This window comes from candidate division WOR-3 bacterium, from assembly GCA_039802205.1.
GTDB lineage: Bacteria > Hydrothermota > Tepidihabitantia > SM23-42 > JAOAFX01 > JAOAFX01.
The window spans coordinates 1-15131 of the sequence record JBDRWD010000066.1 but is presented as its reverse complement, the minus strand read 5'-3'; the positions used below and the strand labels follow the sequence as shown (position 1 = coordinate 15131).

The 15131-nt window shown below is 41.0% G+C and carries 13 protein-coding genes; 11 read left to right on the top strand and 2 right to left on the bottom strand.

Annotated features, from left to right (window positions below; genetic code table 11):
- Nucleotides 1–148: 148 nt before the first annotated feature.
- On the bottom strand, nt 149–271 hold the full coding sequence (locus tag ABIL39_10920; protein ID MEO0166635.1) for a hypothetical protein: 123 nt from the start codon (nt 269–271) through the stop codon (nt 149–151).
- A gap of 75 nt (nt 272–346) precedes the next feature.
- Here ABIL39_10920 and ABIL39_10915 point away from each other — a divergent pair, with 75 nt between their 5' ends.
- Entirely contained in the window at nt 347–490 is a 144-nt protein-coding gene (locus tag ABIL39_10915; protein MEO0166634.1) for a hypothetical protein, read from the top strand.
- Nucleotides 491–650: 160 nt separating this feature from the next.
- On the opposite strand, the gene ABIL39_10910 is transcribed toward ABIL39_10915, so the two are convergent.
- A complete protein-coding gene (locus ABIL39_10910; GenBank protein ID MEO0166633.1) occupies nt 651–1910 on the bottom strand; it encodes a PKD domain-containing protein in 1260 nt (419 codons plus the stop codon).
- 95 nt (nt 1911–2005) lie between these two features.
- Between ABIL39_10910 and ABIL39_10905 the strand changes: the two genes are divergently transcribed.
- From ABIL39_10905 to ABIL39_10860, 10 genes are all read left to right on the top strand, one after another.
- A complete protein-coding gene (locus ABIL39_10905) occupies nt 2006–3253 on the top strand; it encodes a nodulation protein NfeD (protein MEO0166632.1) in 1248 nt (415 codons plus the stop codon).
- On the top strand, nt 3250–3969 hold the full coding sequence (locus ABIL39_10900) for a hypothetical protein (GenBank protein ID MEO0166631.1): 720 nt from the start codon (nt 3250–3252) through the stop codon (nt 3967–3969). Before ABIL39_10905 ends, ABIL39_10900 begins: the two co-directional genes overlap by 4 nt.
- Nucleotides 3966–5681: a helix-hairpin-helix domain-containing protein gene (locus tag ABIL39_10895; protein MEO0166630.1), complete on the top strand. Its 1716-nt coding sequence runs from the start codon at nt 3966–3968 to the stop codon at nt 5679–5681. The genes ABIL39_10900 and ABIL39_10895 overlap by 4 nt, the downstream gene beginning before the upstream one ends.
- Nucleotides 5682–5797: 116 nt before the next feature.
- Nucleotides 5798–6718, top strand: coding sequence for an ATP-binding cassette domain-containing protein (locus tag ABIL39_10890; GenBank protein ID MEO0166629.1), 921 nt, complete (start codon nt 5798–5800; stop codon nt 6716–6718).
- On the top strand, nt 6715–8859 hold the full coding sequence (locus ABIL39_10885; protein ID MEO0166628.1) for a Gldg family protein: 2145 nt from the start codon (nt 6715–6717) through the stop codon (nt 8857–8859). The genes ABIL39_10890 and ABIL39_10885 overlap by 4 nt, the downstream gene beginning before the upstream one ends.
- A complete protein-coding gene (locus ABIL39_10880) occupies nt 8849–9703 on the top strand; it encodes a DUF4340 domain-containing protein (protein MEO0166627.1) in 855 nt (284 codons plus the stop codon). The genes ABIL39_10885 and ABIL39_10880 overlap by 11 nt, the downstream gene beginning before the upstream one ends.
- Before the next feature lie 87 nt (nt 9704–9790).
- Complete coding sequence (locus ABIL39_10875) at nt 9791–10033, top strand: hypothetical protein (protein MEO0166626.1); 243 nt, start codon at nt 9791–9793, stop codon at nt 10031–10033.
- A complete protein-coding gene (locus tag ABIL39_10870; protein MEO0166625.1) occupies nt 10000–11961 on the top strand; it encodes an oligopeptide transporter, OPT family in 1962 nt (653 codons plus the stop codon). Before ABIL39_10875 ends, ABIL39_10870 begins: the two co-directional genes overlap by 34 nt.
- Nucleotides 11939–14083 carry a tetratricopeptide repeat protein gene (locus ABIL39_10865; GenBank protein MEO0166624.1) on the top strand — a complete coding sequence of 715 codons (2145 nt, stop codon included), beginning with the start codon at nt 11939–11941 and terminating at the stop codon, nt 14081–14083. Before ABIL39_10870 ends, ABIL39_10865 begins: the two co-directional genes overlap by 23 nt.
- A gap of 445 nt (nt 14084–14528) precedes the next feature.
- Nucleotides 14529–15131, top strand: a 603-nt coding sequence (locus ABIL39_10860; GenBank protein MEO0166623.1) for an Ig-like domain-containing protein, incomplete at its 3' end; no start/stop codon positions are given.

The following is a 15131-nucleotide window of genomic DNA, read 5'->3' as shown; positions in this document are numbered from 1 at the left end:
TTAAGCAGTTTCCGATTGGGTTTAGAATTATTGGATAAGCTGGATTTATCCAAATACCCGTGGCTTTTTTGTTTCAAAAAGTTATGCCCAACCGAAGATTAAAAGTGAGGAGTACTCAGTTAAATAATCAAGGTGATATACTTAAATATTAAGAATATAATATTTTTTTATCTAAAAGATCTTTTATCAATCCAATTTCGATTAAATTGAGTGGTGTAACAACCGACGTACCAATACCACCAGATGATGCACCTTGTGCAATAATAGGCATCAATGCTGAATATTTTATTTTCTTAACATTTTTTGATTGAGATGAGCAATTGTATTAAGTATTTCCGAGCCGTGGGTGAGTAATACCATCACCACTCCAATCCAATATACTACAACCCAACCCAATATTGCGAGCAGAAACTGGGCATTTTTTGAAAGATACTACATCGGCAGCAGTAAAAATAACACGAAAACAATCGGGACAACAAAAAATATGTAATTTTTCGCACCCACTAAAATCTCGCTTCAGTGGGTAAAATTTTTTTTCTTCTATCTCTTCCGGCTTGACCCGCATCCTCAATTCCTGCATTGCGGGAGGATCGATCGGATAGACAGGCCTTTCTGTCCTTTAAAAAATGGACGTCCAGTGAGGGATAGTATTACCAATAGATCCTGATTTCAAGGCTATCAGACCATCCTGAGAGAGCACCTTTTTTGTCCTTTGCCTGGGCACTTATATAATAAAAACCCGGATATGTCCAGAAATGGGATAGTGAAATTGAAGAACCGCTCGTAAAATAATTACTCCATTCAGAAATCGTCCCATCTCCCCAGTCAAATCTTATCGCAATACTATCACCATCAGGGTCAACCGCAGATGAAGTGTAGTAATAAACAGAATCAACATAACCAACTGTAGGACCCATTGGAGTTAATGGCTTATCAGGTGGATGATTTGTTGTTGAAGAAATTGTAATTTGTTTGCTGCCAGACCAATTTGATAAAGCACCTTTACCATCCTTTGCCTGTGCTTTGATGTAATAAGTACCGGGATTTTGCCAGGAATGATACATATGCACCGGGTTGCCACCGTAAACATAATAACTCCAGGCAGATGTATCACCATCACCCCAGGAAAACCGGATTGAAATACTATCACCTTCCGGGTCGGTTGCAGTTGATGAAAATAGATATACACTATCTACAAATCCAGTTGATGGTCCAGTAGGCGTTGAAGGTGTATTTGGTGGATAATTGGTTACGATTGCAATGCTCTTTATTGCGGACCAGGGTGAGAGTGCACCATGGATATCTTTCGCTTGGGCTTTTATATAATAATTCCCTGGCGAACACCAGACATGGGAATCGACCACTGAAGTATTATTAGCCACATAATCGCTCCACCCTGATGTATCGCCATCGCCCCAGGAAAAGCGGATAGAAATACTATCACCATCAGGGTCATAGGCATAAGTTGAAAATGAATAAAAACTGTCCGGTTTGCCTATTGATGGTCCTGACGGTTTTACTGGGGCATCCGGGTAGTTATTAGCGCCGTAAACCAAGATTCGGATAGTGTGGGCTGCAGACCAGTTGGAAATTGCATCATCCTCATCTTTTGCCTGAGCAGTAACGCTATATCTTCCAGTATCACCAAATGCATGAGAAACTGAGAACGAACTACCGCTGGGAATATAATCGGTCCAGTTAGAAGTATCACCATCACCCCAAGAAAAACGAATGGAAACATTATCACCATCCGGGTCACTGGTGGAGGCGGAAAATTTGTACACCGAATCTATATAACCATAGGCAGGTCCATTAGGTTTACCGGGTGCATCAGGTGGATTATTTACTTTACTCACACAATGGATGAACAAAAGGATAAGAAAAGCGACAGGAAAAAATCGGGCATTCATGCCGGCCTCCACCGGTAATAATATTCAAAAAAAAGAGTGCGTCAAGAATAATTTTATCCCTCTTGACATAGTGGTTCTGGTGATTATCATTGTTCATGCCTCTTTTAATGATACTAATCCTCTTTCAGGGGAATCGAGTATTAATTGGAGAACTCAGCGGGGTCATCAGTCCTGCGAGCAGCGCCTATATCCTCCGGGCAATAAGTATTGCCGAAGCTGAAGATGCAGAATGTCTGATAATTAAACTCGATACTCCGGGTGGTCTTGATGAATCAATGCGAGAAATAACAAAAAGAATTCTCAATGCCCAAATTCCCGTGGTTGTTTATGTGGCACCCAAGGGAGCCCGGGCGGCTTCAGCCGGAGTTTTTATATTATACGCCAGCCATGTCGCGGCAATGGCACCAGGAACAAATGTCGGCGCCGCTCATCCGGTAGGTATGGGTGGTGAAAAAATTGACACCACCATGGCCCAGAAGGTCACGAATGATGCCGTCGCTTATCTCCAATCTCTGGCTAAAACCAGAAATCGGAATGTAGAATGGGCGGAGAAGGCAGTTCGTGGGAGTGCTTCTATTGACGACGAGACCGCATTAAAAATCGGTGTTTGTGAAATCATCGCCGAACATGAAGAAGAATTGATTGAAAAACTCAATGGCTGGGAAGTAAAAATCGGAGGAGAAAGAAAAAAGTTAATCACAAAAGCAGTTCCTGTAAGAAAACTCTCCATGACCTTGAGGGAAAGACTGCTTTTAATTCTCACCAATCCCAATATTGCCTATATCTTGCTCCTTTTGGGAATTTATGGATTATTCTTCGAATTACAGAATCCAGGCATGATCTTTCCAGGGGTTGTGGGAGGTATCTGTCTCATTCTTGGCTTCTATGCCCTCCATTTATTACCGGTGAACTATGCCGGACTGGCTTTGATAATCTTAAGCGCAATATTTTTCATCCTTGAAATATATGTCACATCACATGGATTATTGAGTGTTGGTGGAGTTATTTCTTTAATCATTGGTTCATTGATTCTCTTTGAAAGTGATCTACCATTTTTCAGGGTATCTTGGGAGGTAATAATGGTGGTGGTCATAATCATTGTGGCTTTTGTTGGTCTGTTGTTGTTTTTAGGAATTAAAGCCCAATTTAGAAAACCGACGGTGGGGAAAGAAGGGCTCATCGGTGAGATCGGGACAGCGAGCACCGATATCGATATAAATGGCGGAACCGTTTTTGTTCATGGTGAATGGTGGAATGCAGTAAGCGAAAAACCCATAAAAAAGGATGCTAAGGTCAAGGTCATAGGTGCCGAGGGGATGGTATTAAAGGTTGAAGAAGTGTGATAATCTTTTATTTATTAGCACTCTTTGAAAACTCACTCTTCCCTGACTTTACAATAAACATCGCCCGTTTTAACCCGGGCAATTTTATTGAACCGAAATTTTTGCTCGCCTTCGGTGGGATGGAAAAATTTGGCATTGATGAACTGAAAATCTACCAAGTCCAGATCCAGAACCGCCCTTGGAAGGCAAGGTTGATTACATTGGGCAATGAATTATACCGGGAAAATCTCCTGGAATTATCCGGAGGATTTTTTGTTTATAAAACCTGGACAGCAGGTATAGGGATTGAATTGCTAAATAATTGGATTAAAGATTTCACGAACCGTTATACTTACTCTCTCAAATTCGGCAGTTCTTTATCCATTCCCGATTTAAACTTTGATTTCTGTATCAATAATATCAACCAGCCCCGTTTCTCTAATGTCGACCTTCTGCCCCTAAGTTATGTCTTAGGGCTGAAATATGACTTTAATCAAACCTTCCAACCCTATTTTTTTGCCCTGGGAACCACTACCAGAGGCTTTTTTTTAAAAACCGGCGCATTTTTTAAATTCTGCCCTGCCCTGGAATTTTCGGGTGGATTAAATACCGAGAATTTCCAGTTAGAATACTGCCTCCGGGTTCATCTGCGAAAAATCGCTTTTGACTATGTTGGAACCAACCACCGGCAATTAGGTCTCACCCATGCCTTTTTCATTAATCTCGTAAATCCGTGACCCTGATTTATCTGTTTTTCCTTACTTTGAACCAGGATTTTTGGGAAAATGCACAAGAAAAAGATCTTGAAACGATACTCTGGGAATTAGAAGAGCTAAAAGACAACCCGCTTGATCTAAATACCGCCGGTTTAGAAGAACTCTCTAAAATCCCATTTTTGAAACCTACCGACTGTCTAAAGATAATCGGCTATCGTGAACGCTATGGAGAATTTGAATCCGTTGATGACTTATTAAAAATAAAGGGGTTTGAAAAAGGTCTCCTGGAATTGGTCAGACCCTATTTAACGGTGAATACCCGAAAAATAAAATGGCGGGGTTTGCATAATAGTATAAGATTTCAGAAGGAATTAAACTCAAGTGAAAAATTTTATACACGGACAATCCTCAATCTCAACGATTACCAGATATTTTTAGTAACCGAGAAAGATCCAGGTGAGTCCTCTTTTTTTGATTATTACAGCACCGGGGTGGTCGTTGAAGAAAAACAAAGAAAATTCGCCCTGGGTAACTATAATCTTGATTACGGAGCCGGGGTGATGCTCTCAACACTTGGCTCATTTTTCTCTGGTTCTGATTTTCGATTTCTCATCCGGGAGCGGGGAATCACTCCCTACACTTCAACAATGGAAAACGGCGGATTCTTCGGCGCAGCCTTAAGTGATACCCTGCTTTTAAATTACTGCATTTTTTACTCCAATCAAAAACTTGATGGTAAAGTAGACACCTCAGGGCATGCCTGGTCATTTGATCCCTCAGGAATTCACGCTGATTCCGCAGGTCTTGCGCGTAAGGATCGTATTCGTGAAGAAATCATTGGTTATTATCTAAATTACAAAACCAAAACCTTTCAATTATACCAGAGCACTTACTGGTCCGCATATGAACCAACATTTGTCTGCAGGGATTCAAATAATGAATTTTACGGGAAAGACTATACACTAACAGGGATAGGAGGTAGATACGGTGGGGAACGGTTTATCGTATTCGGAGAATTTGCCCGTTCATTTGCCAGCAGATTGGGCTGTATCTTCGGTTGGACTGGTCTATTACCTTATAATTTTGAATTCAGCCTCGCCGGTTCAGTTTTTAATCCGGGATTCTACGCACCTAAAGGCATCGAGGCAAAAGATGATTATCTTGGGCTATGCATTGATTTTGTTCAACATTCCAGAATTTTCAACAGCGGCACGACGGTGAATATCTATACCAACAGCCTAAACGACACCACTCACTATGACCTGAGATTAAATTTCGGCAGGACGATCGGTTTTACGGAAACAAAACTCACCTTTAATTGGCGATATCGGCAAAGTTATAAAATCTCATCGGGTTCAAAAGTATCTTTGAGACTCCAACCCCGAAAACCTATCTACCTGGACCTACGACTTCAAGATAAATACCTCTACGGAGATTCAATAAAAAAAGGCCTTTTCGGAGGCATTGAATTTGGGTGGAGTGGAGCGTTGATAGGGTCTAAAATTGGGTTTGGTATCTACGATACCGAGTCTTATTTGACCCGGATTTATGTCTATGAACCCGATCTGCCAGGAGTTTTAAACAACCGGGTTGCTTATGGTAAAGGGCGGTATGGTTTTGGTTATCTAATGGTAAAACCGTTGCCCAAGATTGTGCTCCATTGTAAATATGCTATTAACGAGAAGGACTCGCTTATTCATACCCTGGGTTTTCAGGCGGAGATAAAAATATAGTGCATAATTGAACAACCAAAACTTGACTTTTTGCTAATCCTCAATATAATAATAGTATTCATTTTTCTCATGGTTTTTCAGATTGAGTAGGCTGATCGTGCAATTCAGGAGGTGCTATGATTGAAGTCCAGAATTTATCTAAATTTTTTGGTGCAACCCGCGCGGTGGACGATATTACTTTCAAAATTGGTAAAGGTGAAATTGTTGCCTTTTTAGGACCGAATGGTGCGGGTAAAACCACCACCATGCGTATGCTCACAGGTTTTCTACCTCCGACCCGTGGGAAATGTTTCATCAATGGTATTGATATTTCTGTGGATCCGATAAAACCAAAAGAGCTCATCGGTTATTTGCCTGAAGATAATCCTCTATATCCAGATATGAAAGTCTACGAATACCTTGAATTTATCGGAGAAGTAAGGAAAATAGCTAATCTGCGTAGCCGGGTGAGTGAAGTAGCCGAAATCTGCGGCATTACCGGTGTGTTGAATAAAGAGATCGGAACCCTATCGCGCGGTTATCGTCAACGGGTGGGTGTTGCCCAGGCAATAATCCACAATCCGGACATCCTTATTCTTGATGAACCGACCGAAGGTCTGGATCCCAACCAGGTCGTGGAATTGCGGAATCTGATAAAAGAATTAGGAAAAGAGAAAACCGTAATGCTCTCCACCCACATCCTCTCTGAAGCCGAAGCAACCTGCGAGCGGGTTTTGATCATCAATAAAGGGAAACTCATCGCTGATGGGAATAAAAATGAAATCAGGACTATGGCAAGAGGTGGGGAGACAATAACCCTGGAACTAATTGCACCCCAGAATCCTATTGAAGAATTAAACAAAATCTCCGGGGTAAAAGAGGTAACCATAAAACAAAGTGAAGGCAACCATCATCTTTTTGAAATCCTGAGCGAAAAAGACATTCGGGAACGACTTTTTGATACTGCTGTCTCCAAAAATTGGAAGATTATCGAACTCCACCGAAAATCCACTTCCCTTGAGGATATCTTCCGAGAATTAACCAAGGAGGAAGCGTGATCGGAACGATTATAAAAAAAGAACTGAATAGTTATTTTAATTCACCCATTGCCTATATCATCCTTATCGTCTTTGTTGGAGTAAGTGGCTGGTTTTATGCCCAGGATTTGTTTTTAGGCGGGGAAGCAGACATCAATGGTTTTGTCAATATTGTTCCAATACTTTTCTTACTCCTGATCCCAGGCATCTGCATGCGCCTGATTGCCGAGGAAAGAACCAGAGGCACCATTGAAACACTCGCAACCCTTCCCATAGCTGATACGGATATATTGATCGGTAAATGGCTTTCAGCATTCATCTTAATCCTTATTGGACTTGGCGTCACGTTACTCTTTCCCATAATCTCTGCCCTGTTGGGAAATCTGGACTGGGGGATGGTTTTTACCAGTTATATCGGACTCATTCTCTTTGCTTTATTCTTCACGGGCATTGGCATCTTTGCCTCAGCGCTCGCCTCCACCCAGATTGTTGCCTTTGTCATCGGAATATTCATCTCTTTCTTTTTCTTCATCATCGGCAAATTGCTCTTTGCCCTGCCGTCCAATATCGTTCCAATTTTCAATTATTTAAGCATTGATTACCACCTTAATAATATTATTCGCGGGATCTTGGATTCCCGGGATTTGATCTACTTCCTCTCCTTAACCTTTCTCTTTCTCTATGGTGCCTTCTATTTCTATAGCCGGCTAAAGGAAAAATTCTTAAATGCCGCCCAATGGTTATTGATAGGTATTCTGGTCATACTCGTTAACCTCATATTTTCACGATTTTTCTTCCGGCTGGATTTAACCGAGGGCAATATCTATTCGCTCAGTAAGGCAACCCTCAGGATACTGAAAGAACTTCCGGACAATGTCGTAATCCGTGCCTATGTCACCAGCAAACTGCCTTTCCCTTATAACAACCGAGCACAGTATCTCAATGATATCCTCGGCGAATACCGGTTGCGCTCGGGTGGTAAAATCCGGGTGGAGTATATCGACCCTACTACCCCTGACCAAATCATGGATGCCCAGCGGAGTGGCGTCATACCGCTCCAGTTCACTGAGGTAAAACAGGGTGAATTCGGAGTAAAACAGGGCTTTATGGGATTGGTGATGCTCTTTGAAGACAAACGGGAAATCATGCCGGTGATTGAAGATTTTGCGAATCTGGAATATGATATCACCTCCCGCATCCGGAAATTAACCCAACCCCAGACCAAGACCATTGGTTTCACCACAGGCCATGATGAATTGACGCTTTCGGAAAATCTTTTGAGTAAAATCAGCGACCGTTATACCACTGAGAATATAAATCTTAAGGATACGATCAATCCCCACTTTGATGCCTTGGTCATCGCCGGACCAAAGAGGGATTTTGACACCACCGAAACGAAAAAGATTTTTGATTTTATCAATAACAAAATTCCCGTGGCATTTCTGATTGACCGCTTTGGCATCAACCTGGATTTCTTCCTCTCCTTCCCCTTGCACCTTCCTAACCTCGACTCCCTTCTCAATAAACTCGGCATCTCCATTGCCCCGGGAATGATCATGGACCGTAACAACGAAATGTTGGTTTTACGAAGCCAGCGGGGAATGTTTGTGATGCAGAACTATGTTCCCTACCACTATTTCCCTAAGATCGTTGACTTGTCAAAAACCAATCCCATAACCAAGGATTTTGAGGCTGTGGTCCTCCCCTATGTGAGTCCAGTGAGAGGTGGTGAAGAATTGGCAAGGACCTCCAAGGCTTCTTGGCTCCGAAACTCACCACAAAGTTTAAATCCCATGGACCAGCAGCGCTTTCTACCCTTCCCATTGCCCTTTGATGAGAAAGGTCCCTTCAGCACCATTAATTGTCTTTCTGGAGACAAGAGAGTGGTAATCGTCGGATCCTCAAAATTCATTGACGAAAAATTTCTCAGTGCACCCGGAATCGCCTTATTTATGAACATCCTGGACTGGCTCACCCAGGACGAAATTTTGATATCAATCCGGTCCAAAGCGGTTAGTATCCGACCCTTAAAAGAAATCAGCAAGAGTTTGAAGACCTTTATCCAGTATTTGGCTCCAATCCTACCGGCTCTGATATTTGTTATTGTGGGGATAGTAAGATGGCAGATAAGGAAAGGAGGTAAGATACCTTATGAAGTATAGAAATATTCTCATCCTTGTCATCATAATTGTGATCTTATTTTTGGTTTTACTTTTAACCAGCCGAAAACCTTCAGCCCCACCCCTATTTTCGGTTGCTGAATTGCAATCCATCGTGATCTGTCGTCCAACCGACACCACCGAGATTGAGATAAAAGAGAATAATTACCGTATCATCCGACCTTTTTCCTATCCCGGTGATAGTTCCACGATAACCTTTCTTCTCAACAATCTCAAAAATTTAAAACTGGGTGAAGTTATCTCACGCCGGAAGGAAAAGTTCGACGATTTTGAAGTGGGTGAAAAAGGAACGAAACTGATTCTCAAGGGGAAAAAGGAAATCGCCTTCTACATTGGAAAATATGCGGGCGACTATCAACATTCCTATTTTCGTTTTGCCAACGATGATAAAGTATATCTGGTCAGTGGTCTGAACAAGCACCAGGTGGATATCAAACCCGATGACTGGCGGGATAAGAGAATCCTAAAGATTGACCGGGAGCTGATTGAAAAAATCTCGATCGACGGTGAAGAGATAGTAAAAAAAGATACCTTATGGTTATATAAAGATAGGACCCTGGAAAAGTATAAAATTGATGGAGTTCTGTATACCCTGAGTGACCTGCGAGCTGTCGGATTTTCCGATACTTCCCATTTCCAGCCACGCCATAATTTAAAAATCATTACTACCGGTGGTTCGGAATATACCTTAGAGATTGGCGAAAAGCGCGAATATAATTATCTGGTAAAACTTCCGGATAAAACAACGATATTTTTAGTGAGTGAGTATACGATAAATAATTTCTTGAATCTCGTTGCCGAACCAGAAAAAAAGAAGAAAAAATAAGACTGCGACTGGTTTTTGAGGCCCCGGTTTTCGAAGGTATTGACTTTTTATCCTGGCTTGATAAAATAGCATCATGAGGGAGAAACCTTGTTTCTGTTATCATTAATCGCCCACCGGCATTTTGAACCGATTGAGCAGAATTCGGATTATATCACCCATACGAAGGATATCTTTAAAAGTCCAGCATTAACCCACCGGGAGAACAGAGTAGCAAACTATGACGGATCTAATACCGCTTTTGAACCGGTAAAGACCGCACATCCTCATAATCATGTTTATCCGTTTGATTTTGAAGAATGTTTGTTAAAAGAATGCATCCGGAGGAGATAAACATTGTGGTAAAACAAAATTCAAATTTTCAGCCCTATGTAAAGCCCGAGGAAAAGATGAATGAATTCACGATAAGGGCAGTGGTGCTCGGTTCAATCCTGGCGATTGTCTTTGGTCTGGCGAACGCATATCTCGGATTAAAAGTTGGAATGACGGTATCCGCATCAATCCCCGCTGCAGTAATATCAATGGCAATTTTGAAGGGTGCACTAAGAAAAGGAACAATATTAGAAAATAATATTTCCCAGACCATTGGTTCTTCTGGTGAATCATTGGCAGCAGGGATTATCTTTACAATCCCCGCGTTCTTTATGTGGGATTACTTTCCTGATGCCTGGACAATTATTTTGATTTCTTTTTTGGGTGGATTTTTGGGCATTTTATTTATGATTCCTTTAAGAAGGTATTTAATCGTTCAGGAACATAAGACCCTTCCCTATCCCGAGGGAACCGCCTGTGCTGAGATCTTAAAGGCAGGTGATAAGGGGGGTGCAAAGGCAAAGATTGTATTTTCAGGTGTGGGAATCGGTGCGTTATACAAATTTTTGATGAGTGGTCTGAAATTGTGGAAAGAGACTGCAACCTGGCTGGTGAGCGGTGTAAAAGGAATGGAAATCGGAATTGACTTAACACCTGCTTTATTAGGTGTTGGATTTATCATTGGTCCAAGAATCGCTTCCTATATGCTCTCCGGTGCAATCCTTGGTTATCTCGTGATAAGCCCTTTGATTGCGTTTATTGGTGCGAATTTAAATACTCCAATTCCTCCCGCGGATAATATCGTTGCACTCCTCTCTCCTTCAGAAATTCGCAGTTATTATATTAGATATATCGGTGCGGGTGCGGTTGCGGTCGGTGGATTGATAAGCCTTCTACGCGCCTGTCCGATCGTATTTAAATGCTTCAAACTCGGATTCGTTGAAATGTTCAAAGGATTTAAATTTTTACCCGATAAGAATGCCCCAAGGACCGAGCAGGATATCCCAATGAGTATGGTAATTGCTGGTGCAATAATAATTGCAATCTTAATGTTACTCATTCCCCAGACCCATATTGGCATTATTGGAATGTTGATCGTTGTTATATTCAGTTTCTTCTTTGTTACGGTTGCATCAAGGATTGTGGGAATCGTTGGTAGTTCATCAAGCCCGGTCTCAGGGATGACAATTGCTACACTGCTTATAACCTGTTTGATATTTGTCGCTTTTGGCTGGCGGGGAATGCCTGGAATGATCGGTGCAATGTCCATTGGTAGTGTCGTTTGTATTGCAATATGTATGGCTGGTGATGCATCCCAGGATTTAAAGACTGGATTTTTAGTCGGCTCAACTCCTTTCTACCAGCAGATTGCTGAATTTATCGGTGTTATTATCCCCGCATTATTTATGGGTGGTGTATTGATGCTTTTACACAAAACAATGGTGATAGGTTCTGATAAACTTCCCGCACCCCAGGCAACGCTCATGTCATTTGTAGTAAAGGGTGTGCTCAGTGGAACTTTACCCTGGACCTTTGTTGGTCTGGGAGCAATTCTTGCAATTGCTGTGGAATTGCTGGGAATATCTGCATTACCATTTGCAATCGGACTCTATCTTCCATTATCACTATCAATGCCGATTATGGCTGGTGCGTTAATCTACTATTTTATACAGAAAACATCTACGGGTGAAATTTTAAAATTCAAAGAAGAGAAAGGCATTCTATTCTCCTCAGGTCTTGTTGCCGGTGACGCCCTCGTTGGTGTGCTAATTGCATTTTTGATTGGAATTCCTGCCCTCAATAAAATCTATGAGAGTTTACCAGTGGGTGCTTGGCTTGGCAATTATGCTAATATCGGTTCTATAATTATCTTTTTTATTCTTGCATTAGTCCTTTTCTTCCATTTGCATAGTAGAGGTGAAAGAAATGTCGGTGGAAGACCAGATTAAAGAAGCAATAACAAAACAAGACTTTGCTTCTGCAGCCCGATTGGTTGTAGCACACAGCCGCGATTTGCTCCAGTTGGGAAAAATCAATATATTAAAAGGATTCCTTAACGCAATCCCTGAAGATGAATATGCGAAAAATCCAAAACTCCTACTCGTTCGTGCCAACACCGATTATTTAAGTGGCGAACTGCTCAGTGCCGAAAGAAAGATTCAAACCGCAATTCCAATCTTGAAAAAACAGGGAGATAAATCAGGGCTCACTGCGGCATATCGTTATCTATCTTATATCTATCAGGATATGGGAGAAAATAAAAAGGCAATTGAAGTTTCAAAACTTGGCTTGAGACTTCTTTCCCCAGACGACTTTCGAGGAAGAGCAGGACTATTATCTACAATAGCAGGGAGTTACTGGAGACTTTTAAAATACAAAGAAGCCATGCAATTTTATAAAAAAGTAATGGATATTTATATTGCAATTGGTGATAAAGAAGGGGAAATGCGCACGCTTGCCAATGCTTCAGCAATAGATGTGAAATTGGGAAATTTTCAAAAAGCAAGAAAAGAAAAAGAAGAAGTACTCAGGTTCTATGAAAATTCAGATAACAGAAGGAGTTATTGTCTTGCGGCTTTGAATCTTGCTGGATTGTATCTTTTGATGAGAGAACTTGACCGTGCTGAATCGCTCTCCACATCGGCAATCACCGAGGCTATGAAGATTGGTCTGGGCTTAGCAATTGGTCCGGCAATGGTTAATTTAGGTGAGATATTAATGTTCCAGAAAAAATTTAAACAGTCAGAAGATACCCTTCTCCAGGCAATGAAAAAGACCGATGATGCCCAGACTTCATCGTTTTTGACCAACTGTTGTATTGCGTTAAGCAGATTATATCGCTTACAGAATAAGATTGATTTAAGCAAAAAATATGCGCTAAAGGCATTGGAATCTTGCCCAGCAGATACACCAATCGAAAAAGCTGGTGCTGAATTCAATATGGCACAGTTATACTTTGCAACCGGCAAATACACAGAGGGGCTCAAATTATTGAAAAAATCGCTCAACTATTACAAAAAAATGAAAATGGCATATCATACCGCGACTGGTTATTTAGAACTTACAGATGGTTTATTAAATCAAGAAAAAAAGGCATCTGCCGTTAAGACATTTTCTAAGGCACTTAATATCTGTCAGAAGTACGGCTATGATTTTTTATTTGACCCTGCAATTTTTAATAATTACTGGCATCTTATTGAAAAATTGAATCCTCAGAGTCCGCGCCTTTATATCAAAAAACTGAATTTAAAATATAAACCGCTTACAGCAATTGGATCAAAACTCCCAGAGATAAAATTTCTTACCTTCGGTGGGTTTGAAATATTTGTAAATGGTGCAAAAATAGAAAAATGGCGCCGGAATTCGGCACGATTGGTATTGAGCCTACTCTTTACAAAACAAATAATAAACAGGGGTGGTGAACTCATATTCGAAGATAAATTTGTCCCCAGTGATACACTTCTACTTGCGCTCTGGCCCGAAAAACCACAGGCGTTGGCAACAATGAACCTACAGGTCGCAATAAACGAACTTCGCAAAAGGTTAGAACCGAATTTGAAAGAAGGTAAAAAATCACAAATAATAGAATACGAAAATCACTCTTACCGGATGAGGTTGGATAGTATCCACACCGACTTAGAAGATTTTTTGAAGTTTTATCGCCAGGCACGGCAATTAGAAATATCAAGAAAAAATAAAGAGGCATTAAAATTTTACCAGAAAATCTTTGATTTGTATAAAGGTGATTTTCTGCCCGGTATTGATTTAACCGAAGTCTTTGCTATCCGGGAAGAATTAAATCAGATATTTGTAAAATCCTTACTGGCATCAGCGAGGATAAATTTAACCGAAAAAAATATTGAAACAGCAGTCAACCAGTGTAAAATTGCTTTAACAAAAGACCCTTACTCAGAAGAATGTCACCGACTTTTAATGGAATGTTATGCAAGGATGAATAGAAAGGATCTGGTATTGAAACAATATAAAACAATTAAAAACACCCTCAAGGATGATTTAGGTCTAGAACTGAGTAAGGAAACAGAGGATTTGAAGAATCGACTCCTATCGTAAATTTTTTTATAATTAGCAGGGCAAGGCTTTAGCCTTGCATAAAAACACAAACCTAAAGATTTACCTGAGACTGCCGATTCATTAAAATTGATGTAGTGTCCGAGTTTACTTGGCTCTTATAAATTTGCAGACCAAGGTCTGCCACTACGAGTCAATCATTTTTTTCCCAGTAGTGGTTGAACTTGCTCAACATTGATTATTGCAGAGTAAACTCTGCCACTACAGGATTTGATGCAGACCAAGGTCTGCCACTACAATCTGCCATGTCCTAAAACAATATCTTAATCACCTTCACAACAAACTGGTAAGTGTTTGGTAAGTGGAATTTTTATAAAATAATGAATAAATTTATAGCTATGCTTGACTTTGCTTCAAATATCTATATAATTAGCCACAATCTTTTTGGCAAATGCCAAAAAATCAAAATGGACAACAAGGAGGTTCAATGAAAAAGCTATTAGCACTTGGCATTGCAGTAGGATTGTTTTTCGTTGGTTGCGGTGATAAAGAACCACCCGAGGTTTCAATCACCCAACCCGCAAGCGGCGATACCGTAGGTGGAACAGTTACAATTACCGCTGAAGCTACTGACAATAAAGGCGTGTCCGAAGTAGAGTTTTATATTGATAATATCCTTGTTTCCACTGACCAATCTTCACCCTATTCCCATTCCTGGAATACCTCCGCCTTACAGGATAACTCTCAGCACAATATCTATGCCAAGGCTTATGACAAGGCAAATAACGAAGGAACTTCAGAAGTAATAACCGTAGTGGTCATCAATCCACCAAACACACCAGCAACACCCTGGGGCCCTTCAAGTGGTTATCAGGGCTCTCAATATTCTTATGAATTCTATACTTGTGCCAGTGACCCGGCTGGTCAGGGTGTGGCAGTAAGATTTTCCTGGGGCGATGGCGACACCTCAGCATGGAGTTCGTATCAGGTGAGCGGGGATACGATTGCAATGACGCACTCATATTTATCAACTGGCACATTCAATGTCACTGCCCAGGCAAAGGATGTAAATGGAGCAACCTCAGGGTGG